Origin of the sequence: Enterobacter cloacae complex sp. I1M, from assembly GCF_014982425.1 — a bacterium.
Lineage (GTDB): Bacteria > Pseudomonadota > Gammaproteobacteria > Enterobacterales > Enterobacteriaceae > Enterobacter > Enterobacter intestinihominis.
Genome location: NZ_JADCLG010000027.1, coordinates 38,101 through 61,855, shown reverse-complemented (window position 1 = coordinate 61,855; position 23,755 = coordinate 38,101). Strand labels below are relative to the sequence as shown.

General features: G+C 55.4%; 24 protein-coding genes. 8 read left to right on the top strand and 16 right to left on the bottom strand.

Annotation, left to right across the window (positions count from 1 at the left end; translation table 11 throughout):
* The first annotated feature begins 51 nt into the window (after window positions 1–51).
* Entirely contained in the window at window positions 52–912 is an 861-nt protein-coding gene (locus INF86_RS16780; protein WP_022647830.1) for a fructosamine kinase family protein, read from the top strand.
* A gap of 32 nt (window positions 913–944) precedes the next feature.
* On the opposite strand, the gene INF86_RS16775 is transcribed toward INF86_RS16780, so the two are convergent.
* Complete coding sequence (locus INF86_RS16775) at window positions 945–1,481, bottom strand: YniB family protein (protein ID WP_015570741.1); 537 nt, start codon at window positions 1,479–1,481, stop codon at window positions 945–947.
* A 140-nt stretch (window positions 1,482–1,621) separates the two neighbouring features.
* On the opposite strand from INF86_RS16775, the gene hxpB reads away from it, so the two are divergent.
* The 4 genes from hxpB (at window position 1,622) to tcyP (ending at window position 5,388) form a co-directional block, all read left to right on the top strand.
* Window positions 1,622–2,293 (top strand): hexitol phosphatase HxpB, encoded by a 672-nt coding sequence (gene hxpB / locus INF86_RS16770; protein WP_022647828.1) that lies wholly within the window; start codon window positions 1,622–1,624, stop codon window positions 2,291–2,293.
* Window positions 2,294–2,421: 128 nt separating this feature from the next.
* Complete coding sequence (kduD, locus tag INF86_RS16765) at window positions 2,422–3,183, top strand: 2-dehydro-3-deoxy-D-gluconate 5-dehydrogenase KduD (protein WP_023299906.1); 762 nt, start codon at window positions 2,422–2,424, stop codon at window positions 3,181–3,183.
* 95 nt (window positions 3,184–3,278) lie between these two features.
* Window positions 3,279–3,869: a metal-dependent hydrolase gene (locus INF86_RS16760; protein WP_015570742.1), complete on the top strand. Its 591-nt coding sequence runs from the start codon at window positions 3,279–3,281 to the stop codon at window positions 3,867–3,869.
* A 127-nt stretch (window positions 3,870–3,996) separates the two neighbouring features.
* Window positions 3,997–5,388: a cystine/sulfocysteine:cation symporter gene (tcyP, locus tag INF86_RS16755; RefSeq protein WP_022647826.1), complete on the top strand. Its 1,392-nt coding sequence runs from the start codon at window positions 3,997–3,999 to the stop codon at window positions 5,386–5,388.
* A gap of 48 nt (window positions 5,389–5,436) precedes the next feature.
* Here tcyP and cedA read toward each other — a convergent pair whose 3' ends face one another.
* Window positions 5,437–5,676 carry a cell division activator CedA gene (gene cedA / locus INF86_RS16750; RefSeq protein ID WP_022647825.1) on the bottom strand — a complete coding sequence of 80 codons (240 nt, stop codon included), beginning with the start codon at window positions 5,674–5,676 and terminating at the stop codon, window positions 5,437–5,439.
* A 201-nt stretch (window positions 5,677–5,877) separates the two neighbouring features.
* Here cedA and katE point away from each other — a divergent pair, with 201 nt between their 5' ends.
* Entirely contained in the window at window positions 5,878–8,127 is a 2,250-nt protein-coding gene (gene katE, locus INF86_RS16745) for a catalase HPII (protein ID WP_023299905.1), read from the top strand.
* A gap of 92 nt (window positions 8,128–8,219) precedes the next feature.
* Here the strand turns inward: katE and chbG are convergent, their stop codons facing one another.
* The 7 genes from chbG to osmE form a co-directional block, all read right to left on the bottom strand.
* Window positions 8,220–8,969 carry a chitin disaccharide deacetylase gene (gene chbG, locus INF86_RS16740; RefSeq protein WP_045307974.1) on the bottom strand — a complete coding sequence of 250 codons (750 nt, stop codon included), beginning with the start codon at window positions 8,967–8,969 and terminating at the stop codon, window positions 8,220–8,222.
* Window positions 8,970–8,980: 11 nt separating this feature from the next.
* Window positions 8,981–10,336, bottom strand: coding sequence for a 6-phospho-beta-glucosidase (locus INF86_RS16735; RefSeq protein ID WP_022647822.1), 1,356 nt, complete (start codon window positions 10,334–10,336; stop codon window positions 8,981–8,983).
* A gap of 108 nt (window positions 10,337–10,444) precedes the next feature.
* A complete protein-coding gene (gene chbR, locus INF86_RS16730; protein WP_255248587.1) occupies window positions 10,445–11,290 on the bottom strand; it encodes a transcriptional regulator ChbR in 846 nt (281 codons plus the stop codon).
* Between the two features lie 2 nt (window positions 11,291–11,292).
* Window positions 11,293–11,640, bottom strand: coding sequence for a PTS N,N'-diacetylchitobiose transporter subunit IIA (gene chbA, locus INF86_RS16725; protein ID WP_063150463.1), 348 nt, complete (start codon window positions 11,638–11,640; stop codon window positions 11,293–11,295).
* 47 nt (window positions 11,641–11,687) lie between these two features.
* A complete protein-coding gene (gene chbC / locus INF86_RS16720; RefSeq protein WP_017384664.1) occupies window positions 11,688–13,046 on the bottom strand; it encodes a PTS N,N'-diacetylchitobiose transporter subunit IIC in 1,359 nt (452 codons plus the stop codon).
* Window positions 13,047–13,126: 80 nt separating this feature from the next.
* Window positions 13,127–13,450, bottom strand: a complete 324-nt coding sequence (gene chbB / locus INF86_RS16715) for a PTS N,N'-diacetylchitobiose transporter subunit IIB (RefSeq protein WP_225303350.1) — start codon at window positions 13,448–13,450, stop codon at window positions 13,127–13,129.
* Window positions 13,451–13,725: 275 nt separating this feature from the next.
* Complete coding sequence (osmE, locus tag INF86_RS16710; RefSeq protein ID WP_022647818.1) at window positions 13,726–14,070, bottom strand: osmotically-inducible lipoprotein OsmE; 345 nt, start codon at window positions 14,068–14,070, stop codon at window positions 13,726–13,728.
* A 231-nt stretch (window positions 14,071–14,301) separates the two neighbouring features.
* On the opposite strand from osmE, the gene nadE reads away from it, so the two are divergent.
* Both nadE and cho read left to right on the top strand, forming a co-directional pair.
* The gene (gene nadE, locus INF86_RS16705) at window positions 14,302–15,129 is read left to right on the top strand and encodes an ammonia-dependent NAD(+) synthetase (RefSeq protein ID WP_022647817.1); all 828 of its coding nucleotides are present in this window, start codon (window positions 14,302–14,304) and stop codon (window positions 15,127–15,129) included.
* 115 nt (window positions 15,130–15,244) lie between these two features.
* On the top strand, window positions 15,245–16,123 hold the full coding sequence (cho, locus tag INF86_RS16700) for an excinuclease Cho (RefSeq protein WP_032624399.1): 879 nt from the start codon (window positions 15,245–15,247) through the stop codon (window positions 16,121–16,123).
* Here cho and ves read toward each other — a convergent pair.
* From ves to INF86_RS16665, 7 genes are all read right to left on the bottom strand, one after another.
* Entirely contained in the window at window positions 16,101–16,658 is a 558-nt protein-coding gene (ves, locus tag INF86_RS16695) for an environmental stress-induced protein Ves (RefSeq protein WP_022647815.1), read from the bottom strand. The genes cho and ves overlap by 23 nt on opposite strands.
* A 167-nt stretch (window positions 16,659–16,825) precedes the next feature.
* Entirely contained in the window at window positions 16,826–17,320 is a 495-nt protein-coding gene (gene spy, locus INF86_RS16690; protein WP_022647814.1) for an ATP-independent periplasmic protein-refolding chaperone Spy, read from the bottom strand.
* A gap of 337 nt (window positions 17,321–17,657) precedes the next feature.
* The gene (astE, locus tag INF86_RS16685) at window positions 17,658–18,623 is read right to left on the bottom strand and encodes a succinylglutamate desuccinylase (protein ID WP_171936026.1); all 966 of its coding nucleotides are present in this window, start codon (window positions 18,621–18,623) and stop codon (window positions 17,658–17,660) included.
* A 9-nt stretch (window positions 18,624–18,632) separates the two neighbouring features.
* Window positions 18,633–19,958 (bottom strand): N-succinylarginine dihydrolase, encoded by a 1,326-nt coding sequence (astB, locus tag INF86_RS16680; protein WP_171936025.1) that lies wholly within the window; start codon window positions 19,956–19,958, stop codon window positions 18,633–18,635.
* On the bottom strand, window positions 19,945–21,432 hold the full coding sequence (astD, locus tag INF86_RS16675) for a succinylglutamate-semialdehyde dehydrogenase (protein ID WP_023299901.1): 1,488 nt from the start codon (window positions 21,430–21,432) through the stop codon (window positions 19,945–19,947). The genes astB and astD overlap by 14 nt, the downstream gene beginning before the upstream one ends.
* Window positions 21,429–22,463, bottom strand: a complete 1,035-nt coding sequence (gene astA, locus INF86_RS16670) for an arginine N-succinyltransferase (RefSeq protein ID WP_022647810.1) — start codon at window positions 22,461–22,463, stop codon at window positions 21,429–21,431. The genes astD and astA overlap by 4 nt, the downstream gene beginning before the upstream one ends.
* Window positions 22,460–23,680 carry an aspartate aminotransferase family protein gene (locus tag INF86_RS16665; RefSeq protein ID WP_022647809.1) on the bottom strand — a complete coding sequence of 407 codons (1,221 nt, stop codon included), beginning with the start codon at window positions 23,678–23,680 and terminating at the stop codon, window positions 22,460–22,462. Before INF86_RS16665 ends, astA begins: the two co-directional genes overlap by 4 nt.
* Window positions 23,681–23,755 lie beyond the last annotated feature (75 nt).

Sequence of the window (23,755 nt, the reverse complement as noted above, 5' to 3'; positions counted from 1 at the left end):
AGCCGTTTTGCGCTAACTTTATGATCTGGCAGACAACATGGGAGAGACATCATGTGGCAGGCTATCAGTCATCTTTTAAGTGAGCAACTGGGTGAAGGTGAAATTGAACTGCGTAACGAACTGCCAGGCGGAGAGATCCATGCCGCATGGCATTTACGTTACGCCGGGCGCGATCTCTTCGTAAAATGTGATGAGCGCGAATTGCTCCCCATTTTTACGGCCGAAGCCGATCAGCTTGAGTTGTTATCGCGCAGTAAAACAGTCAACGTTCCACAGGTTTTAGCCGTTGGCAGCGATCGTGACTACAGCTTTCTGGTGATGAACTATCTTCCGGCGCGCCCTCTGGATGCGCACAACGCCTTTATTCTCGGCCAACAGATCGCCCGTTTGCACCAGTGGAGCGATCAACCTCAGTTTGGGCTCGATTTCGATAACGACCTCTCAACCACCCCACAGCCAAACGCGTGGCAACGCCGCTGGTCGACTTTTTTTGCCGAGCAGCGCATAGGCTGGCAGCTGGAGCTGGCCGCTGAAAAGGGACTAGCGTTCGGCAACATCGACGCGATTGTTGAACACATTCAGCAGCGTCTGGCTTCGCATCAGCCTCAGGCTTCCCTTCTGCACGGTGATTTATGGTCGAACAACTGCGCGCTTGGGCCTGATGGTCCCTATATATTTGACCCGGCCTGCTACTGGGGCGACAGAGAATGTGACCTCGCGATGCTGCCGTTGCACCCTGAACAGCCGCCGCAAATTTATGATGGCTATCAGTCTGTCTCGCCGTTACCTGCGGGTTTCCTTGAACGTCAGCCGGTTTATCAGCTGTACACCTTGCTAAACCGGGCGATTTTGTTTGGCGGGAGTCATCTGGTGAATGCCCAGCGGGCGCTGGACCGTATCCTGGCGGCATAGCGGGAGGGGGCGGCAATACGCCCCCTTTGACATTACAGGAAGCCGAGCAGCGTAAAGAAGAAATACCCGGCCACAATGATAATAACCGGCAGGATATAGAGCGGGAAAAACTGCACAAAAATGGTATGACGCGGAACGACAATGCGCGATTCGATCTGCTCGCGGCTCATCCCGTCAGGGCCTTTCGCCTTCTCAAGTATCAGCTGATCTTCTACCCCTTCGCGTAAAAAGCGGGTCTGGCGGCTCATGCGTGCGCCGGAGGCCTGCAACGCCATCGCGATAAAGATCAACGCATAGATTATCCAGAACCCGACATTCAGCTGGTGGTGAAAATCCGGGGTGGGCGAGTTGAACCAGAAGACGTTCAGGAATGGGGTGTTAAACCGCATCATCTCAATCATGACGTGGGCAAAATCGAGCATGACGGCATTAATGCCCGGCTGTTTTTCGCTGTGATCGTACATAAATTTAAGTACGGAGATCAGCGTTGAAATCAGGGCGGGAATGAAAATAACCCAACCAGCAATACGTTTTAAGACTGCGATGCGTCCAGCTTGTTGATACGTCATTAGTTCCTCTTCATAAAGACGCGTTATTTGTGCCTAAGTCTACCTGCTGTCGGTCATTTTCGCCCGATCTTTGGATGCAATATGCTAAATTGCTTGTGCTTAGCACCGTTCGTCTTACCCCAAGATAAGGAGATGTTGTAATGTCGACACCGCGCCAGATACTTGCCGCTATTTTTGACATGGATGGATTGTTGATTGATTCCGAACCCCTGTGGGATCGGGCTGAACTGGACGTGATGGCCAGCCTCGGCGTCGATATCAGTCGTCGTAATGAGCTTCCCGATACCCTGGGGCTGCGCATCGATATGGTGGTTGACCTTTGGTATGCCCACCAGCCATGGGTTGGCCCGGATCGCGACGAAGTTACGGCGCGCATTATCAACCGTGCTATCTCCCTTGTAGAAGAGAATAAGCCTCTGTTACCGGGCGTACGCGACGCTATCGCCCTGTGCAAGGCGCAAGGGCTGAAAGTGGGGCTTGCCTCTGCCTCACCTCTGCATATGCTGGAAAAAGTGCTGACGATGTTCGGGCTGCGCGACAGCTTCGACGCGCTGGCCTCGGCCGAAAAGCTTCCTTACAGCAAGCCACATCCGCAGGTGTATATGGACTGCGCCGCGAAACTGGGGCTGGATCCGCTTACCTGTGTGGCGCTGGAAGATTCGGTTAACGGCATGGTGGCGTCCAAAGCCGCACGTATGCGCTCCATCGTTGTGCCGGCTGAAGAAGGCCGACACGATCCCCGCTTTGCCCTCGCGGATGTCAGGCTGACGTCTCTTGAAGAATTGACTGCCCGCCATCTGCGCGGAGAGTAACGCTCTTTCAGGCAGCTTCGGCTGCCTGTATCACAAAATCAAAACAACGTTTTACTTTATTTGCTTTTCTCATTCCAGACTCCTATCCTTACGTGCAGAATGACAATAACCTGACTTCTGAGGCGCGTATGATACTGGATGCTTTTACTCTGGCAGGAAAAGTGGCGATGGTGACCGGGTGCGATACCGGTCTGGGGCAAGGCATGGCCATTGCCCTCGCCCAGGCAGGATGCGATATCGTGGGGGTAAACCGCAAGGTTCCTGACGAAACGGCAGCGCGCGTCACGGCGCTGGGACGGCGCTTTATCGCAATTCGCGCCGATCTCGGCAAGCATGAGAGTATTCAGAGCGTCGTGGATACCGCCGTCACAGAGATGGGCCGCATCGATATTCTGGTTAACAATGCCGGCACCATTCGTCGGTGCGATGCGCTGGAATTTAGCGAGAAGGACTGGGACGAGGTCATCGATCTCAATCTGAAATCGGTCTTTTTCCTCTCTCAGGCAGTAGCGAAACAGTTTATCGTGCAGGGTCAGGGCGGCAAGATCATTAACATTGCCTCCATGCTCTCCTTCCAGGGCGGCATTCGGGTGCCGTCCTATACGGCTTCGAAAAGCGGCGTCCTCGGGCTCACCCGCCTGCTGGCAAACGAATGGGCGCCGCTAGGTATTAACGTGAACGCTATCGCGCCGGGTTATATGGCGACAAATAACACCCAACAACTTCGCGATGATGAGCAGCGCAGCCAGGCGATCCTCGACCGTATTCCGGCGGGCCGCTGGGGACTTCCGGAGGATTTACAGGGTCCGGTGGTGTTTCTGGCCTCGGCGGCGTCGGATTACGTTAACGGCCATACCCTTGCCGTAGACGGTGGCTGGCTGGCGCGCTAACCGCCGGTTTGTGACAAAGAGTTACACCGTCACCTCTTTCACACACTGTATAAAAACCCTATACTGTATGGATTGACAGTTTACCGGGTTTTATCATGACGGCGGAAGGCCACCTGCTTTTTTCACTTGCCTGTGCAGTGTTTGCTAAAAACGCTGAACTGACCCCTGTGCTGGCCCAGGGGGACTGGTGGCATATTGTCCCTTCTGCCGTGCTGACCTGCCTGCTGCCGGACATCGATCATCCAAAATCATTCCTTGGTCAGCGGCTGAAGTGGATTTCAAAACCCATCGCCAGAGCCTTTGGTCATCGCGGGTTTACCCACAGCCTGCTGGCCGTATTTGGCCTGCTTACACTCTTCTATTTGAAGGTTCCCGAGAGTTGGATAGTCCCGGCGGATGCCATTCAGGGCATGGTGCTCGGCTACTTAAGCCATATCCTCGCCGATATGCTGACGCCAGCGGGCGTTCCGCTGCTCTGGCCCTGCCGCTGGCGTTTCCGCCTGCCAATCCTCGTGCCGCAAAAAGGCAACCAGCTGGAGCGCGTTCTGTGCATGGCGCTGTTTGCCTATGCCGTCTGGATGCCGCAGACATTGCCCGAAAATGGTGCAGTGCGCTGGTCATCGCAGATGATCAACTCGCTGCAATTTCAGTTCAATCGTTTTATTAATCACCAGATTGAGCATTAAACCGGCAATACAATCACTTTTGTCATAAACCATTCCATATGGATATAAGCGCCACATCACACTTCTGATAACCTTGCGCCAACAGGTTCGGTAAAAACCGACCGTATAATAAATCAGGAGAACGGGGATGAATTTTCCACTCATCGCGAACATTGTTGTGTTCGTCGTATTGCTATTGCTTCTCGCCCAGGCTCGCCACAAACAGTGGAGCCTGGCGAAAAAGGTACTGGTTGGTCTGGTCATGGGCGTGGTGTTTGGCCTGGCCTTACACGCTATTTACGGCTCCGACAGCCCGGTACTGAAAGATTCCATTCAGTGGTTCAACATTGTCGGTAACGGCTATGTACAGCTGCTGCAAATGATCGTTATGCCGCTGGTATTCGCCTCAATTCTGAGCGCCGTAGCCCGGCTGCATAATGCTTCTCAACTGGGTAAAATCAGTTTCCTGACCATTGGCACCCTGCTCTTCACCACGCTGATTGCGGCGCTGGTGGGTGTGCTGGTTACCAATCTGTTTGGCCTGACTGCTGAAGGTCTGGTGCAGGGTAGCGCTGAAACCGCGCGTCTGACGGCGATTGAGACCAACTACGTGGGTAAAGTGGCCGATCTGACCGTTCCGCAGATGGTGCTCTCCTTCATTCCGAAAAACCCGTTTGCTGACCTGACCGGTGCAAGCCCAACCTCCATTATCAGCGTAGTGATCTTCGCTGCGTTCCTGGGCGTGGCTGCGCTGAAGCTGCTGAAGGACGATGCGCCGAAAGGCGAGCGGGTTCTGACTGCCATCGATACCCTGCAAAGCTGGGTAATGAAGCTGGTGCGTCTGGTCATGCAGCTGACGCCATACGGTGTCCTGGCGCTGATGACCAAAGTCGTGGCAGGTTCTAACCTGCAAGACATCATCAAGCTTGGCAGCTTTGTGATTGCCTCGTACCTCGGTCTGGGCATCATGTTTGTTGTGCACGGCATCCTGCTGGCGGTGAACGGCGTTGGCCCGCTGAAATATTTCCGCAAAGTCTGGCCGGTGCTGACCTTCGCCTTCACCAGCCGTTCCAGCGCGGCATCGATTCCGCTGAACGTGGAAGCACAGACACGTCGTCTGGGCGTACCCGAGTCTATCGCCAGCTTCTCGGCCTCCTTTGGCGCCACCATCGGGCAGAACGGCTGTGCGGGTCTCTACCCGGCGATGCTGGCCGTGATGGTTGCCCCAACCGTGGGTATTAACCCGCTGGATCCGGTCTGGATTGCGACGCTGGTCGGTATCGTGACCATTAGCTCCGCCGGTGTTGCGGGCGTGGGCGGCGGCGCGACCTTCGCTGCGCTGATCGTTCTGCCTGCGCTGGGGCTGCCGGTAACGCTGGTTGCCCTGCTGATCTCTGTTGAACCACTGATCGATATGGGTCGTACCGCGTTGAACGTGAGTGGTTCAATGACCGCCGGTACCCTGACCAGCCAGTGGCTGAAGCAGACCGACAAAACGATTCTCGACAGTGAAGATGATGCCGAACTGGCACATCGTTAATCACTGCTGAAATAAAAAAACCGCCATCGGGCGGTTTTTTTATGGCTGTTATTCTTCAACCTCTTCATCCTGGCGGGTCTGCATTGCCCATCGCTGCGCCGATTCCGGCACCGTAAACGCAGGGGAGCGACGGAAGTGCTCGCCAATCAGCACGAAGGCAACGTATTTACCCCGCAGCATCCAGACATCGCGAAAACCATCCACCTTCAGGGCATGGTCTGGCGGCGCGGGCTCAACGCGGGGTACATAGCTAATAACCTGGCGGTTTTGTTGACGAAGAGGTTTCATAAGCGACGGGTTCACTAAAGTAAATTCTTAAAGCAGGAAATTTCTATCATAGCCGATTCTCCCCCCGCCCGTCGCGCCTGACGTATCGCAGATGGCTCCTTTCGCTAATCAATATCTGAAAACGCTTAGTTCGCCTGCTAATTCTTAACATTGTTCTATCCTTAATAGGGTTTTTAGGAATGAACAAAGGAGAAGCGTGCAATGTCGAACAATGATAAACCACATCAGTCACCCATTCATGGGACTGAAGAATCTCAACCGGGAATGGACTCACTTGCCCCAGCCGACGGCTCACACAAACCATCACCGGGTCCTTCCGCACCGGGTGAACAGCCTACCGCCCCGGGCAGCATGAAAGCCCCGGAAACGGAAAACGAAAAGCTGAAATCGCTCGATCCTCACCGCAAGGGCGGTGAAGGCCATGCGCTGACCACGAACCAGGGCGTTCGCATTGCCGATGATCAGAACTCCCTGCGCGCCGGAACGCGCGGCCCGACGCTGCTGGAAGATTTCATCCTGCGCGAAAAAATCACCCATTTCGACCATGAGCGTATCCCTGAGCGTATCGTCCACGCTCGCGGCTCCGCGGCGCACGGCTATTTCCAGCCGTACAAGAGCCTGAAGGAGATCACCAAAGCAGATTTCCTTTCCGATCCGAACAAAATCACACCGGTGTTTGTGCGTTTCTCTACCGTACAGGGCGGCGCGGGTTCGGCCGACACGGTGCGTGATATCCGCGGCTTCGCCACCAAATTCTATACCGAAGAGGGCATTTTCGACCTCGTCGGGAATAACACCCCGGTTTTCTTCATACAGGACGCGCATAAGTTCCCTGACTTTGTCCATGCGGTAAAACCAGAACCACACTGGGCCATACCGCAGGGACAAAGTGCGCATGACACATTCTGGGACTACGTCTCCCTGCAACCGGAAACCCTTCACAACGTGATGTGGGCGATGTCTGACCGGGGGATCCCGCGCAGCTATCGCACCATGGAAGGCTTTGGTATTCATACCTTCCGTCTGATTAACGCTGAAGGTAAAGCGACGTTTGTGCGTTTCCACTGGAAACCGGTCGCAGGGAAAGCGTCGCTGGTGTGGGATGAAGCGCAGAAGCTGACCGGACGCGATCCGGACTTCCACCGTCGCGAACTGTGGGAATCCATTGAAGCCGGTGATTTCCCGGAATACGAGCTGGGGTTACAGCTGATCCCGGAAGAAGACGAGTTCAAATTCGACTTCGACCTGCTCGACCCGACCAAGCTTATTCCTGAAGAGTTGGTGCCGGTTCAGCTGGTGGGTAAAATGGTGCTTAACCGCAACCCGGACAACTTCTTCGCGGAAAATGAGCAGGCAGCGTTCCACCCGGGCCATATTGTGCCGGGGCTGGACTTCACCAACGATCCGCTGCTGCAGGGTCGTCTGTTCTCTTACACCGATACGCAGATCAGCCGTCTTGGTGGACCTAACTTCCATGAGCTCCCAATCAACCGTCCGACCTGTCCGTACCATAACTTCCAGCGTGACGGGATGCATCGCCAGGATATCGATACCAACCCGGCGAACTACGAGCCGAACTCCATTAACGATAACTGGCCGCGTGAAACCCCGCCGGGGCCTAAACGTGGCGGATTCGAGTCGTATCAGGAGCGCGTGGACGGAACAAAAATTCGCGAGCGCAGCCCGTCATTCGGCGAATATTACGCTCAGCCTCGCCTGTTCTGGAACAGCCAGACCCCGATCGAACAGCAGCACATTATCGGCGGCTTCAGCTTCGAGCTGAGCAAAGTGGTGCGTACCTACATTCGCGAGCGCGTGGTCGACCATCTGGCGCATATTGATATCCAGCTTGCTCAGGGCGTAGCGAATAATCTCGGCATTACGCTGACTGACGAGCAATGCCATGCTGCACCGCCTAAAGACGTGAACGGGCTTAAGAAGGATCCGTCCCTGAGCCTGTACGCGGTACCTGGCGGGACGATCAAAGGCCGCGTAGTGGCTATCCTGCTGAACGATAAACCGCGCGCCAGCGACGTGCTGGGGATCATGAGGGCGCTCAAGACTCAGGGCGTACATGCCAAACTGCTTTACTCACGCATGGGTGAAGTGACGGCCGATGATGGCTCCGTCCTGCCGATTGCCGCGACCTTTGCCGGGGCACCGTCCCTGACGGTTGATGCGGTGATTATGCCGTGCGGCGACGTTGAGAGTCTGCTCGGTAACGGTGATGCCGCCTATTATCTGCTGGAAGCCTATAAGCACCTGAAGCCAATCGCCCTCGCAGGCGATGCGCGGAAGTTTAAATCGCTGCTGAAGGTACCGGATCAAGGGGAAGAAGGCATTGTCGAAGGTGATAACATTGACGATGCGTTTATGACCCGGCTGTTTGACCTGCTCGCCGCGCACCGCGTGTGGTCGCGCAGCAGCAAGATTGACCAGATACCGGCGTAAAAAAAGCCGGGTGGCGATACGCTTACCCGGCCTATATTTCGACTGATGTTGTAGGCCCGGTAAGGCGAAGCCGTCCCCGGGCTTTATTTTGCTCACAAATCCCTGAACGTCCCCAGACGATACCCACGCTCGGCAATCGCATACTTCAACGACGCCGACGTTAGCACGTCCAGTTCCGCCAGACGCGGCCAGCAGTAGGCGCTCTTACGTACGATGTTATCGACAAACGCCGGATGCGCCATTACCTCAAGCGAGCGCTCCCCTTTTGCGGCGGAGGCATCCAGCACCTTCAGGAACAGCGCTTCGTCGATATCGTCGCCATAAAATGCGCTGCTGAACCCCTCCGTTGACGTCACCGCAACGTCCGGCAGTCCGCGCACCTCCCGATCCACGCGCATCGCCACGCCTTTACGTTGGGCAAATTCTGCCACAAGCGGGAAAATCGCCGGGATCATATGCACATGATGATGACTGTCGATATGGGTGGGCTCGCGGCCAAACACATCCACAAAGCGGTTAAACTGGCAGTCCAGCTCGCGGGCAATCTCATCGAGCGGCAGAGCGTCCTGCTCCGCCATTTCCCAAATCCATTTACCCAGTTGTCCGTCGCGCGTCAGCCCCGGCATCGGTGAAAGGGGCAACCCAAGCGTCAGCACAAAGTGCATGCCCACGCCCAGTTCGGGCAGCTCACGGCTTAGCTGCGCCGCATGTTCCACCGCCTCACCGTTGATGAGCGCTGTTGTAGAGGTCACGACGCCCCGGCGACAGGCTTCGATAATGCCGTAGTTCTGCCCTTTTGACAGGCCGAAATCATCGGCATTGACGATCAGCAGGTTTTCCATCGCGCCTCCTCTTAACGGTGTGTGAGTTTCAGTTTCTCAACCGTTGCAGCAAAGTTTGGCAGCCATTTCTCATGCGCCAGGATCATCTCACTCGCGAGTTTTTCAGCGTCACGGTCAGAATGCACCAGCGGGCTCAGGTTCAGCGCCAGCAGCACGTCATTCAGCTCGCCGCTCAGGGCCGCATTGCTCGCCGCCACTTCAAAGCCTTTGATGGTGTGAATCAGGCCCATCACCTTATCGTCGAAGTGGGTAATGCGGGGATGCGGTTTTGCACCCTCGCGCCCAAGGATGCAGGTCATCTCTACGGCCCAGTCTGCCGGGATATTGTCGATGTGCCCATGATGCGGAACGTTCACATAGTGCTCGGCCTGCTTGTCATTGTAAATGGCGTTGATCACTTCACACGCGGCATCTGAATAGTATGCCCCACCGCGCTGCTCAAGCTCTTTCGGTTTGACGTTCAGGTTCGGATCTTTATACAAATCAAAAAGCTGCTTCTCTACTTTCTGCACAACCTGAGCGCGTGCGCCACCTTTGTAGTATTCGCCCATTTCAATCGCCAGCATCTCTTTCTGCTTGAAGTAGTAAAGCAGATACGAGCACGGCAGCAGATTCAGGGAGCGGATCAGCCCTTCGCTGAACGGCAGATCGAAGATGTTTTTCACCGAGGCCGCGGTCAGGCGACCAGAGGCAACGCCATCAAGCAGTTCCGCAAAGCGCGATTGCCCGTTCACAATCACATCTTTGATAAAGACCATGTGGTTCAGGCCGAACAGGTCAATGGACAATTCATCGTTATCGGTTAGCGCCAGCACATCGCGGATGAACATCTTCATGCCGATCGGAATATTGCAGACGCCGATAAAGCGTTTGAAACCGGTGTGACGATAGACTGCCTCGGTGACCATCCCGGCCGGGTTGGTAAAGTTAATCACCCACGCGTTCGGGCAGATCTCCTCCACGTCTTTAATGATGTCAAAAATGACCGGAATAGTACGCAGACCTTTAAACAGGCCACCAGCCCCGTTGGTTTCCTGGCCCAGATAACCGTGGCTCAGCGGAATACGCTCGTCCAGCTCACGCGCCTTCAGCTGGCCGACGCGCAGCTGGGTGGTCACGAAGTCAGCATCTTTCAGCGCCAGGCGGCGATCCAGCGTTTTATGCACGGTTAAAGGCACGCCTGCTTTTTCAACCATGCGTTTGCACAGTTCAAAAATAATATTTAGCTTCTCCTGACCTTCTTCAACATCCACCAGCCATAATTCGCTGACCGGTAATTCATGATAACGTTTCAGGAAACCTTCAAGTAATTCCGGGGTATAGCTGCTGCCGCCACCAATGGTTACCACTTTTAATTTCTTTTGCATAAACTCTCCCTTAGCTTATCAGGGTAATCGCCTGCAAGGTATAGCGTACTCTTCCCGCTATTTGGGCAAGCCATTACGTCAATATTCCTGGCGGATAACCGCCGAAAGTTAATTAATTACCGTTAAATTTTTGCGGTAACTGTTCGGTGTGAATGAAGTCATTTTCTTAAAGGTTTTAATAAACAGGCTGGGGCTGCTGTAACCCGATTCATAAGCGATATCGGTGACAGAGTAGTTAGTAATTTCCAGCTGTTTTTTGGCAAAATTGATGCGGATTTCATTAATAATTTGAACAGGCGTTTTACGGTAATAGCGCTGCGTGGCGCGCGTTAAATATTCCTGCGATTTACCCGACAGCGCCACCATGTTTTCCAGGGCGTTATCGCTGAACTGTCCTTTGTCGTGCATCAGCTCCACGGTACTGCGCAGCCACTGAGGAATATCATCCACCACCTGCTGTTCTTCACGGTGATGGCGAAGACGGTTCATGACGTAGAACGTCACGGTTTCAATAAATTCATCAAATTCATTGTCGCGGAAATTCAGCGAGGCGATAACCGTTTCAATCCAGGTCATAAACTCATTTTTAACGCGATACACCTGTGACGCCACAAAGCAGAACGGAACCAGCGGCAGATAGTGCTTCTCGAAGAAACGCCTGCTCACCCCTACGTTAAGAATGCGCGTCGCACCAAACTCATAAAAGCTCTGGTGATAGGACCCCATCGGCAGGAAGACGAAATCGCCACGCTCAAGCAGGACGCGCTTACCGTTAATCTCCTGATAGTAGCGGCCGGTCAGAACAATCGTGAACTCGTAGTAGTCATGCTGGTGCAGACCGCTGGCGCTCTCCGTTTTGTTGTAAATCACCACGTGAAAATTCTTGCCATTAAACAGCTGCTGCTCATGTGCGGTTTTGATTTCCATCGTGCTGACCTCCTGGTGCCTGTTCAGACTTACTGCATCTTCTCGTGAAGCTCAATGAGCTCCGCTACCATCTCGCGCGCCAGCATGGAGGTCATCAGGTGATCCTGCGCATGTACCAGCACCAGACTCACTTTCATCTTTCCTTCGCCCTGGTCGCTTTCGATGAGTTTCGTCTGCACCAGATGCGCTTCGTTTAACGCCGTACGGGACTGCTCCATCATGGTTTTCGCGGCAACAAAATCGCCCTGCTTAGCCTGCTTAAGCGCCGAATACGCCAGGCTTCGCGCCTGCCCGGAATTGATGATGAGCCCCATCACCACCTCTTCCAAATCGTTCACTGCGGTTTCTTCGGCAACGATACTCTCTAAATCTAACATCTTTAAGCTCCTTTACGCTGGCGCGGGTTGCCCCGCGCCGTGCAATTTTAGAATTTCAGTGCGAGGGCGATATCCTCCTCGCTCTCTTCTTCATCGATAACCGTTGCAGCCTTGTTCGCAATCGCCACGAACGGCATGTAGAGCAGGGTTGCAATCCCGAGGTTGAATATCGCCAGCAGGAAGGCGGCCACGCTACCGTTGGTGTTGAAGAACGCGCCCAGACCAGCTGGCATCGTCCACGGCGCAATGTTGGTCACCGGCGGGATAATGCCCAGGTAATACGCCGTCAGCGTAATCGCGGCCAGCAGCGGCTGAACCAGGATGAATGGAATGAACATCACCGGGTTCATGATAATTGGCAGACCAAACAGGATCGGCTCGTTAATCTGGAAGATGCCTGACGGCAGGGCCAGCTTCGCAACCTGACGATGGTCGGCGCGGCGAGAGACAATAAAGACCGCGATGATCAGACCCAGCGTCGCCCCGGTACCGCCCAGGAAGATATAGGAGTCAAGCATCGGCTTCGCCCACACATGGAAGGTTTTACCGGCCGCCAGCGCCGCATCGACGGAGCCGTACTGCTGGTAAAGCGCGACGTTTTCCAGTGCCCACGGGGTCATAATACCGCTGTCCAGCGCCGCCAGTGCCAGTGAACCATGCACGCCGAAGAACCACAGCAGGGAGGTAAAGATGACATACGCCCAACCGACCACGCTACCCATCGACGCCAGCGGCGTTGAGATAGAGTCCATAATGATCTGGTGGAAGTTAGTCCCCCAGTGAGAGAGCGCCCAGGCAATAATCCCCATGATGGAGAGAATAATGAAGCCCGGTATCAACGCGGAAAATGAACGAGAAACGGAGGCCGGAACGCTATCCGGCAAGCGGATAACCCAGTTGCGGCGAATAATAAAGGTGAACATTTCGGCCACCACCAGTCCGATAATAATACCGGAAATGATGTTTGCCCCACCCAGCCAGTTGGCGCCCACGGCGTAAGCGTCGCCCACGCTGTACGGCGTGACGGTCATAAACGCGGCAATGGACAGTAAGCCCGCCGCCAGCGGATCCACCTTACGCTCTTCCGCCAGGGCCATTCCAATAAAGAAAGGCGCCATTAGCGACATAATACCCAACGTGCCGTTGTATACGTTGCCGCCAATGGCTTTTAAACCATTAAGGGTTTCAATAGTGGAAGCATCTAACCTAATTCCTAATGAATAAAAAAAGGAACCTTCTCCAAAGCTGAGAAAAACGTTGTTAATTAAAACGAACATTGCCCCGGCTAATGTCAACGGCATTAATTTAATAAAGCCGTTCTTAATGGCATTAACGTGAGGCTGCTTTCCTATTTTAACAGCAAAAGGAAGGAGTACCTTTTCAAGTGAAGCGATGACTTTACTCATAGGAAAATACCCTTAAATGCCGCAACGACCGTTACGGCGTATTGTGTGTGAAATAACTCTTTGACGGGAAAAATAAAAAATTAATTAGCAGCTTTTTTAATCGCCGCAACAGCAGCTTTTAATACACCTAAACCATCAATCTTGCCGTATAAAACGGAATCGATCACTTCGACCGGCTTATTAGGGAGCAAACGTTGAATTTCTGGCAGCATATAAGCGATTTGCGGCCCGAGTAAAATTACATCTGCTGTCTGACCCTTTTCGCCCGCCAGCGTTTCCGGAAACGCCTCAATCACCACAGGGACTTCATATTTTTCGGCCTGCGCGCGCATTTTTGAAACCAGCAGCGAAGTGGACATGCCCGCAGAGCAGAACAAGTAGATATGTTTCTTTTCCATGATAATTTCCCTCTTATTGGTCTGACCGCCGTCGCGCTATCACTCGACTCGCTATCCTGGCTGACGGGCAGTGTGCTGAACATTGTTTGTCGTTGAAGTGAGTATACGCAATGGTACAGGGAGGGGATAATTCTGGATAGACTCAAATTGTCTCTCATTGACCTGGCTTGTTGACTACCTTCACATTTCAGGCAAATATTTCGCGCTAAGAAATAAGATTTACGTATGCATAAAAAAACCGGCCATCAGGCCGGTTTGTTAACACTTTCAGGCAAGCGCGGTTACTGCGCCTTAGGTGCCTGTGGATCGGTGTCGTATTCAGCGCAGGTCTGGTAACCCGAATTGATCACGTGACCGGTATCATCCAGGGCGACAAAGTAGGTTTCTGCCTTACCATTACGTTGACCCAGAATATAGGTCTGGCAGGTGCCACGCGCGTGGATCATAGTGACTTCTGAAGAAGGTTTACCGGCAATGGCTGCAACCTGGGAACGCGTCATGCCTTTTTTGACGTCTTTTACCACTGGCTGTGTGAACTGATCTGTGGTGCGATCGTAAGCTGTACACCCAGCCAGCATAGTCAGTACCGCCGCTGCGCTTAAAATTCCTGCTACGTTCTTGTTCATATTCCGTCCTCTTGTTTATCAGCGTGTTAACTAAGCATGGGATAAAAATTACTATTGTTCAACTTTGCGAGTTACGCCAGACGAATTTCGGAAAATTCTAATAAAACAACGATAAGCTGCTAAATCGCTGTAAAACAGTACACTCAAAACTGTGATCCTTGTCGTTTCCCCGACAAAGGGTTAGTTTTAACAGATCACACTTTCTGTTTGGTTCTGCATAGGGAGGGCGTAATGGCTCTGCAACAAGAAATTATTCAGGCGCTGGGCGCGAAACCTGCGATTAATGCCAATGAAGAGATCCGTCGTAGCGTTGATTTTTTGAAAGCTTACCTGTCCGCACACCCTTTCCTGAAGACGCTGGTACTGGGTATCAGCGGCGGTCAGGACTCCACTCTGGCCGGTAAACTAAGCCAGATGGCCATCACCGAGCTTCGTGACGAGACCGGTGACACCGCACTGCAATTTATTGCCGTACGTCTGCCGTATGGCGTGCAGGCCGACGAGCAGGACTGTCAGGATGCGATCGCCTTTATTCAGCCGGACCGAGTTCTAACCGTGAATATTAAAGGTTCGGTGCTGGCAAGCGAGCAGGCCTTGCGTGAAGCCGGTATTGAACTGAGCGATTTTGTTCGTGGCAACGAGAAAGCCCGTGAGCGCATGAAAGCGCAGTACAGTATCGCAGGGATGACCAAAGGGGTCGTCGTCGGCACCGACCACGCCGCGGAAGCCATCACCGGTTTCTTCACCAAATACGGCGATGGCGGCACGGACATCAACCCCCTCTTCCGCCTGAACAAGCGTCAGGGTAAGCAACTGCTGGCGGCGTTGGGCTGCCCGGAGCACCTGTATAAGAAGGCGCCAACGGCAGACCTGGAAGACGATCGCCCTTCCCTGCCGGATGAAGCCGCGCTGGGTGTGACCTATGACAACATCGATGATTATCTGGAAGGCAAAACGCTCGACGAAGGTACCGCAAAAATTATTGAAGGCTGGTATCTGAAAACCGAGCACAAACGCCGTCCACCCATTACGGTGTTTGATGATTTCTGGAAAAAGTAAAAGCAAAACGGTAACTCAGTTTTGCAGGCCGGGTAAGGCGTAGCCGCCACCCGGCTCTTTTTTAACCACCAAACACCTGCTACACTGTATGCCTGAACAGTATATGGAGCAGTATGTGAGCAGGCGTCAATCCGCCCCGCGTCTTGAGTTTGAAGCGGCGGCTATCTACGAATATCCCGAGCATCTTCGCCCCTGGCTTGAGGCGCTGCCTAAACAGCCTGGCGTCTATTTCTTCCACGGCGACAGCGACACCATGCCGCTCTATATCGGCAAAAGCGTAAATATCCGCAGTCGGGTGATGTCGCACCTGCGTACGCCGGACGAAGCATCGATGCTCAGACAGTCCCGGCGGATCACCTGGATCGAGACGGCAGGTGAACTGGGCGCGCTTCTGCTCGAAGCCCGGCTCATCAAGGAACAGCAGCCGCTGTTTAACAAACGCCTGCGCCGCAACCGCCAGCTGTGTTCCTTGCAGGTTAACGCGGGAAAACCGCAGGTCGTTTATGCCCGGGAAGTGGATTTTTCGCATGAACCGAATCTTTACGGTCTGTTTGCCAACAAACGTGCCGCACTGCAAACTCTGCAATCCCTTGCTGATGAATTACAGCTTTGTTACGGCCTGTTAGGACTGGAAGCGACTACCCGCGGTCGCGCCTGTTTCCGCTCCGCGTTGAAACGCTGCGCCGGGGCGTGTTGTGGAAAAGAGAGCGTTGAAGAACATCATGCCCGATTTATGGCTGGCCTGGCCTCAATCAGCGTCAACTGCTGGCCGTGGGAAGGCGCGGTGGCGTTGAAAGAGACCCGCGATGCGATGACGCACTATCACGTCATCCGCAACTGGCTCTGGCTTGGCGCGGTTGAAAGTCTGGATGACGCTGCCGCCCTGCTGCGCACACCTGCCGGGTTCGATCAGGATGGCTACAAAATTCTCTGTAAGCCGCTGTTAACCGGTAAATATGAGATAGTCATGCTCAATGACCCGGCAGCCAGGTAATTTCACTGAACAGCAGCGACCCCTTCGTTTCCAGTAGACGGAGGGTATGGCTGCCCTCTTGCCAGCTGGCGCCCTGATCGGCGGTCAGTAATTTATCGCCCAGTTGCCAGGCGCCGCTTAATACGAACGCCACGCCACCACGTGATGCGAAGGTAGTGAACGTCCGGGTAGCAACGCGCACTTTTGCCTGGCAGTGCTCCCGTCGGGTCATGACATTGAAATCCATTGACATCTGCCCCTCCGTGAGCACGGCTTTCACCGTCAAATCGCCCGCAAAGCCGTAAGGCTGATGGTGTTTCAGGGTATGGCAAAACGCCCTCCCCGCATCCAGCGTCACCTCGCCTCCTTCCAGCAGCGTAATCACCCGGTCAACGCCCGGAAACGCGGAGAATTCGCCGTTACTGGCGATGGAGGCGATGCTGGCCCGCCAGGAAAAATCCCGCGTCGCGGGAGGGAAACAGCAAATCTCACGCGTCTCGCCCGCGCCGTTACGCCAGAGACTGACGGGTATTTTACGGATATCAAAGAATTCCATGACCACTCCTGAAGGACGCACCGTGCGCCAGGGCATTTTCACAGACGTATTATCGGCAACGGTAAGGCCAGACCTTAGGCATGGGGCAAAAGAAAAACCGCCGGTCCTGTCCACAGCGTTTTCGCTTGTGTAGACAGGAGCCCGGCGGTCTTAAGAGAGTGAACCGATTATTCGGCTGGTGCAGGCATTTTACCTTCCGGCGCTGCACGTTCTGTCAGACGCTTCTCAAAATTGGCATTAAATTGCTTTTTCTGTTCCGGCGTCAGAATGTTGTAAATCTTGTTCTGGGTTTCCATGTGGGCCAGCATGCGCGCTTTATGCTGCTCGGCCATTTTGTCGATCTGCGCTTCTGCTTTTGCTTTGTCGAAGCTGTCGCTGGCAATGATGTCATGCATCGCGCGGCGCTCTTCCAGCGGAGGACGTTTCATCTGGTCACGCTGACTTTTCCTGATGTCGCGGATCTGCTGCTTCTGCGCATCGGTCAGGTTCAGATCTTTAAACATCATCATCTCATGATGCATACCCGGCTTGCCTTTATGATGCATCATCATTTTGCCTTCTGCCGGCGCGGCGGTAGTGGTCGCGGTATCGGCGGCGAACGCCATGCTGGTAGCGCCCAGAGCCAGGGTAGAGGCAACAAACAGTGCAGTTAATTTACGCATAATGTCTTTCCTTACTTTCAGTTATTCTTCGGCGCTATGCCGTGTTGACGAGATTAACTTTACGGGGTTTATCGTCAATTAGTCAGAGCAACGGTAAAACAATGAAAGTATAAAAAACACGTTTTCGCCAATTATGGAGAAATTAAGGAAAAAGCGTGGAGAGATGAAACAAAAATATTCAACAGGATGATTTTAAAGAGATTGTGGAGGAGTATAGCGAAGTACCGTTTAATAATAAAGCAATTCTCCAGGAATATTCCGCAAACACTACCAGAGCGCTTTTAACGTTAAGAAATTAATTCTTCGTTTCCCCTCCGGTCTGCGCGAGGGGAGACGATCAGGGCATTTTTTCCAGCATCAACCCGGCTCGTAAACCAAACGCGACTGACGGGTTAGGAAATAAAACATATTCCGTGGGGTTCTGTACCGCATAACGCGTCTCACCATCTTCCGCCAGCAGGACGCCCTGGCGAAACGGCGTGAAGTTCAGCGTATGGGGAGCCATATGAAGCTGGAAAGCTTCGCTTTGACGCGTGATCTGCTGTACGACCCGATAGCGCACGACGGGTTCCCGGGTGGGTTCCGGCGCAACCCCTGCGAGCAACGCCCGAAGCGCCCGATGCGTAGGGGCAAAACGCGTCAGGTCGTTTTGCCCGAACGGCAGCGCTTTTCCCAGCTCCAGCGTGCAGGACAGCGCGCCGAAATTCTCGCAGGTGAAGTGGGTAAACGTACCGCCCGGCGTCTGGTGGAAAACCAGCGCTTCCAGTCCCGCGTCGCCAAGCCAGGTCAGAAACGCCTCATCCCACGGCTGATGGCGCTGCGGTAACACGCCAAAACGTACGTGGTACGAGGCGCGGATGGCGGTATGCAGATCGAGGTGCCAGCGCGTTTCCCCCGCCCCGGCAAAAAACGCCGTGACCACCTTCTCCAGCCATTGCGCACGTGTCGTTTCATCACTCTGTGGAAATTGCGCCCAGCGGCCGCCAAACATTCGGTTGATGTCGCTCACGAGATACCGTTTGTTTTGCGCCAGCGCAGGCGGATTTCCCAGTACCACCAGCAGACGACAGTGCAGCGTGATCTCTGCGCGATACAGCGCGCGCAGCAACAGATCGACAATCTCCACAGGCGCGGTTTCATTCCCGTGAATGCCGGTAGAAAGCAGCAGCGACAGGTTATATTGCCCCGTCGGCGTCAGTTCAAGCACGCCCGGCCCCAGCCATCGCCAGTGGAACGAAGGGCCTTCCCCCTCGTGCCGCTCCGGTGTCTCTTCAGCCAGCGTCAGCGCCAGAAAGTTTTCCATATCGTCTCCTTAGCGCTGGAACGGATAAACCGATCCCAGTTGCAGGATGGTCGATAATGCATCCAGCGCCTCGCGGCCTTCGCGCAGCAGCTGCGGATCAACCAGATCGGCCTGAACCAGACGGTCACGATAGTAGCGGTCCACCCAGTCATTGAGGGTATTGAACAGCGTGTCGTTCATCATCACCGACGGATTCACGGCCTGCATTTCCTCCGGCGTTAACACCACGCGCAGTCGCAGGCACGCCGGTCCCCCGCCGTTAGCCATACTTTCCCGCAGATCAAACACGCGCAGTTCATCAATCGGGTTATCCGCCTGCACCAGTTCGCTGAGATAGCGCCAGACACCCTGATGGTTGCGGGACTCCTGCGGCAGCACCAGCATCATGCTGCCGTCATCCCGGCTCAGCAGCTGGCTGTTGAACAGATACGTTTCGACCGCATCCTGCACGCTTACCGCCTGCGTGGGCACCTGAATCGGCATAAATCCCGGCACGCGTTCGCGCAGCGTGGCAAGCAACTTTTCCTGACGGGCAAACGCCTGCTCGTGGCAGAACAGCACCTGACGGTTGGAAACGGCAATCACGTCGTTATGAAACACGCCCTGGTCGATCACCTGCGGATTTTGCTGGGCAAAAATCACCTGAGTAGGATTAACCTGGTTCAGCCGTGCAACCGCCTGGCTTGCGGCTAAGGTTTGTCTCGCCGGATAACGAACCGGCGCGGCGTGGCCGCCCTCTTCCCGTCCATAGATAAACAGCTGCAAGCCTGGATCGCCGTAATCGCCACCCAGACGGTTGTGGTTTGCCGCCCCTTCGTCGCCAAACATCGCGACCTGCGGCAGCGCCGAATGCACCTCAAAATGCGCATCATGATTAAAAATGGCGCGCAGCACGCGCCCGGTGGTCTCCGCTTCGCTGGCGCGGTGGAATTTGTTGTTCAGGTTAGCGACGGTCAGATGCACTTTGCCGTCCAGCGTATCCGCCGACGGCGCGACGGTGGCGGCATTCGCTACCCACATTGAAGAGGCTGAACTGGCCGCGGAAAGCAGCTGTGGGGACTGCGTACCGGCTTTTTCAACCACCTGTTCATCCGTACCGCTGAAGCCCAGCTGGCGCAGCACGGCCACGTTCGGCCGCTCCTGCGGCGGGATTACCGCCTGCGGGAAACCGGCATCGGACAGCGCCTTCATTTTCAATAGCCCCTGCTTGGCCGCCAGCTTCGGGTTCGAGACCTGGAAACGGTGCTTCGTCGAAGCTTCATTGCCGAACGACAGCCCGGCATAGTGGTGCGTCAGCCCCACCAGTCCGTCAAAGTTAACCTCACGCGCTTTCATGGGCGTCACCCTCTGTAAAATCCAGCCCCGGATTCAACGTCTCCGGCAGCGTCAGCGCCGGGGTTTCCAGGCTTGCCATCGGCCACGCGCAGTAATCGGCGGCATACCAGGCGCTGGCGCGATGGTTGCCCGATGCCCCTACGCCACCAAACGGCGCGGTGCTCGCCGCGCCGGTCAGCGGTTTGTTCCAGTTCACGATCCCGGCGCGCGCTTCCAGCAGCAGCTGGTCGAATTTCTCGCGATGCGGGGATATCAGGCCGCTCGACAGGCCGTAGCGGGTGTTGTTGGCCATCTCGATCGCCGATGCAAAATCGTCATAGCGCCAGACGCACAGCAGCGGGCCAAAGACCTCTTCATCCGGCACGTTGCTCGTCGCACTCATCTCAATAATCCCCGGCGTCAGCAGCGATGTGCCCGGCAGAACCAGCTTCGGCTCCAGCAGGGTTTTCGCCCCGCGCGCCACGTGCTCCTGCCACGCTTTCAGCACGTTCAGCGCCGCCTGCCCGGAGATCAGCCCGCCGATAAACGGCTGCGGCTCGGTATCCCATTTCGCGGGAACCAGACGCCCGCTCACCTCCACCAGACGCTTAAGAAACGCATCCCCCTGCGCGCCGCGTTTAACCAGCAGGCGGCGGGCGCAGGTGCAGCGCTGTCCGGCGGTAATGAATGCCGACTGAATGGTCAGGTGGACCGCAGCATCGATATCATCCGGATCTTCCACAATCAGCGGGTTGTTGCCACCCATCTCCAGCGCCAGAATTTTTTCCGGCTGCCCCGCCAGCTGACGATGCAGCTGATAACCCGTTCCGGCACTGCCGGTAAACAGCAGACCGTCAATGTCGCTCAGCGCACTCAGCGCCTGACCGGTTTCACGCCCGCCCTGCACCAGATTCAGCACGCCCGGCGGCAGCCCTGCCTGCTCCCAGAGTTTTACCACCGCTTCTCCGGTTAAGGGGGTTAACTCACTCGGCTTGAAGATAACGGTATTTCCCGCCAGCAGCGCAGGCACAATATGCCCGTTCGGCAGATGCCCGGGGAAGTTGTACGGGCCAAACACCGCCAACACCCCGTGCGGACGGTGGCGCAGCGTGGCGGCGCCGTCCGGCATCCCGGTATGCTGCTCACCGGTGCGGGCATGGTACGCCTTCACCGATATACCGATTTTATTGATCATCGCCGTCACTTCGGTTGTTGCCTCCCAGCGCGGCTTGCTGGTTTCGCAGGCAATGATGCGGGTCAGCTCGACTTTATTGGCCTCCAGCAGCGCAGCAAATTTCTCAACCAGCGCCTGGCGCTCGGAGAATGGCCGTTTCGCCCATGCCGGAAACGCGCGGCGTGCAGCCTGGCAGGCCTGCTCAACCTGCCCGGCGCTGGCGTCGCTCCCCGACCAGAGCACCTCCTGGCCGACCGGGTTAGTTTTTGTCCGCGCATCACCTTCGCCCGTTACCCAGTCACCGTTAATCCATAGAGTCATGCTGTTTTCTCCTCAGGGCAGAGCCGCACCAGGCGAACCGTGTCGCCAGCGTTACATTTCAGGGCATCCAGTTGCGCAGCCGTCAGTACCAGACGCTCGCATGTTGGGTTGGTTCGCACCAGCATGGCGCGGAAGTTTGCGTAATTCTCGTTCGAGACAAGACAGGCTGGCCACTCGCCCGGCGCGGGCTGGCCTTCTGAAACCTCAACCAGGCGGCTTTTACGGATGGCGCGTACGCGGTCAATGTCGCATTCCAGCGTCGGACCGCCGTCAAAGATGTCGACGTAATTACGGTAGCGAAAACCCTCTTTCTCCAGCACTGCACGGGCCGGAGCGGTTTGCGGGTGAACTTCGCCGATCACCGCCTGCGCTTCCGGCGTTAAGAAATGGGTATAAATAGGATGCTTCGGCATTAACTCGGCGATAAACGCCTTCTGACCGGTACCGCACAGGTAATCCGCCCGGCTGAATTCCATGGAGAAGAAGCGTTCGCCCAGGCTCTCCCAGAACGGCGAGTAGCCCGTCTCATCAATTACGCCGCGCATCTCCGCGACCACTTTTTCGTTGAAGCGGTCGCGAAAGGCGGCCATAAACATGAAGCGCGATTTGGAGAGCAGATAACCGTTACCCTCTTTGCGCCAGTCCGGATCGAGAAACAGGGTGCAGAGTTCGCTGGCGCCGGTATGGTCATTACAAAGAAAGAGCGTCGGCAGCGCGTTGTAGACGTTCAACTCTTTCGAGGCGTGGACCATCGTGCCGACGCGGTAGTTGTACCACGGATCGTTGAGCCCGACGGCCACCTCGATGGCGCAAATCCCCGCCACGGTTCCCGTGTCGGTCTCTTCCAGCACGAACACATAGCCCTGTTCGCTTTTTGGCAACGTCCCCTGCCAGGTTTGCAGGGCGCGCTCAATGCGCGCCGACAGCGTTTTTTCATCGGCAGGCAGCGAGGTCAGCCCGCCCCCTGTCTTACCGGCAAGCTGCATAAGCCCGGCGAGATCGCCGTGCGCAACGGGACGGATGACCATCATGATGACACCCCGGACTTCACCTGTTCGCAGGCCAGCGCAAAACGATCTAACCCGGTTCTGACCTCTTCCTCACTGACGATCAGCGCAGGGGCAAACCGCACCACGTTAGCGCCGGCAATCAACACCATCACGCCCTGCTTTGCCGCTTCCTGTGAAATCAGCTTCGCTTTGCCAGCAAACTCAGGGGCAAGCTCACAACCTATCAACAGCCCCAGACCGCGGATCTCTTTGAACATGCCGGTCTGGTTATTGATGGCGGTAAGACGCTCAACAAACCACTGGTGACGCTGCTTCACGCCGCTAAGCACCTCAGGAGTGTTGATGATATCCAGCACCTGTCCGGCGACAGCGGTTGCCAGCGGGTTACCGCCGTAAGTGGTGCCATGGGTGCCCACGGTCATCACGCTGGCGAATGTATCGGTGGTCAGCATCGCCCCCACCGGGAAGCCGCCGCCGAGCGCTTTGGCTGTTGAAAGCACATCCGGGGTCACGCCATAGTGCATGTAGGCGTACAGCTCACCCGTGCGGCCCACGCCGGTCTGGACTTCGTCAAAAATCAGGACCGCGTTATGCCGATCGCACAGCTCGCGCAGCCCTTGCAGGAACGCTTTCTGGGCGGGCATGACGCCGCCTTCCCCCTGCATGGGCTCGACAATCACCGCACAGGTGGTGTCGTCAATCAGCTCGCTGGCAGAGTGTAAATCGTTATACGCCGCATGACGGATATCCGGCGGCAGCGGCGCAAAATCCTGAGAATATGAGGGCTGACCACCCGCACTGACGGTAAACAGCGTGCGGCCATGGAAGGCATTTTTAAAGGCTACGATGCCGCTCTTGTGCGGGCCGAATTTATCGTGCGCATATTTGCGCGCCAGCTTCAGCGCCGCTTCGTTCGCTTCCGCGCCGGAGTTACAGAAAAAGACTTTTTCTGCGAAAGTGGCGTCGATCAGCTTCTTCGCCAGACGCAACGCCGGTTCGTTGGTATAACCGTTGCCGGTATGCCAGAATTTCGCCGCCTGATCATTCAGCGCCTGCCGCAGCGCCGGGTTTGCATGCCCCAGCGCATTCACCGCAATCCCACCCGCAAAGTCGATATACTCTTTGCCCTGCTGATCCCACAGGCGAGAGCCCTCCCCACGTACCGGAATAAAAGCCGCCGGAGCGTATACCGGCATCATCCATTCATCGAAATTTTCACGCGTAACTGACAGAGACATAGCGACCTCATCCGGTAAATAAAAGGTTGTTTAAATGTTAAATAATTGAGTGTTTGCACTGTGAATGTAGATTGC

Excerpts from the sequence above, each read along its gene's own strand:
- astA (WP_022647810.1), bottom strand. The coding sequence starts at position 22,463 with ATGATGGTCATCCGTCCCGTTGCGCACGGCGATCTCGCCGGGCTTATG.
- cedA (WP_022647825.1), bottom strand. The coding sequence starts at position 5,676 with ATGAAACCTCTTCGTCAACAAAACCGCCAGGTTATTAGCTATGTACCC.
- INF86_RS16775 (WP_015570741.1), bottom strand. The coding sequence starts at position 1,481 with ATGACGTATCAACAAGCTGGACGCATCGCAGTCTTAAAACGTATTGCT.
- osmE (WP_022647818.1), bottom strand. The coding sequence starts at position 14,070 with ATGAACAAGAACGTAGCAGGAATTTTAAGCGCAGCGGCGGTACTGACT.
- chbC (WP_017384664.1), bottom strand. The coding sequence starts at position 13,046 with ATGAGTAAAGTCATCGCTTCACTTGAAAAGGTACTCCTTCCTTTTGCT.
- tcyP (WP_022647826.1), top strand. The coding sequence starts at position 3,997 with ATGAATTTTCCACTCATCGCGAACATTGTTGTGTTCGTCGTATTGCTA.
- chbA (WP_063150463.1), bottom strand. The coding sequence starts at position 11,640 with ATGTTAGATTTAGAGAGTATCGTTGCCGAAGAAACCGCAGTGAACGAT.
- INF86_RS16665 (WP_022647809.1), bottom strand. The coding sequence starts at position 23,680 with ATGTCTCTGTCAGTTACGCGTGAAAATTTCGATGAATGGATGATGCCG.
- hxpB (WP_022647828.1), top strand. The coding sequence starts at position 1,622 with ATGTCGACACCGCGCCAGATACTTGCCGCTATTTTTGACATGGATGGA.
- INF86_RS16760 (WP_015570742.1), top strand. The coding sequence starts at position 3,279 with ATGACGGCGGAAGGCCACCTGCTTTTTTCACTTGCCTGTGCAGTGTTT.
- nadE (WP_022647817.1), top strand. The coding sequence starts at position 14,302 with ATGGCTCTGCAACAAGAAATTATTCAGGCGCTGGGCGCGAAACCTGCG.
- INF86_RS16780 (WP_022647830.1), top strand. The coding sequence starts at position 52 with ATGTGGCAGGCTATCAGTCATCTTTTAAGTGAGCAACTGGGTGAAGGT.
- chbG (WP_045307974.1), bottom strand. The coding sequence starts at position 8,969 with ATGGAAAACCTGCTGATCGTCAATGCCGATGATTTCGGCCTGTCAAAA.
- astB (WP_171936025.1), bottom strand. The coding sequence starts at position 19,958 with ATGAAAGCGCGTGAGGTTAACTTTGACGGACTGGTGGGGCTGACGCAC.
- kduD (WP_023299906.1), top strand. The coding sequence starts at position 2,422 with ATGATACTGGATGCTTTTACTCTGGCAGGAAAAGTGGCGATGGTGACC.
- ves (WP_022647815.1), bottom strand. The coding sequence starts at position 16,658 with ATGGAATTCTTTGATATCCGTAAAATACCCGTCAGTCTCTGGCGTAAC.
- INF86_RS16735 (WP_022647822.1), bottom strand. The coding sequence starts at position 10,336 with ATGCAAAAGAAATTAAAAGTGGTAACCATTGGTGGCGGCAGCAGCTAT.
- spy (WP_022647814.1), bottom strand. The coding sequence starts at position 17,320 with ATGCGTAAATTAACTGCACTGTTTGTTGCCTCTACCCTGGCTCTGGGC.
- astD (WP_023299901.1), bottom strand. The coding sequence starts at position 21,432 with ATGACTCTATGGATTAACGGTGACTGGGTAACGGGCGAAGGTGATGCG.
- astE (WP_171936026.1), bottom strand. The coding sequence starts at position 18,623 with ATGGAAAACTTTCTGGCGCTGACGCTGGCTGAAGAGACACCGGAGCGG.
- katE (WP_023299905.1), top strand. The coding sequence starts at position 5,878 with ATGTCGAACAATGATAAACCACATCAGTCACCCATTCATGGGACTGAA.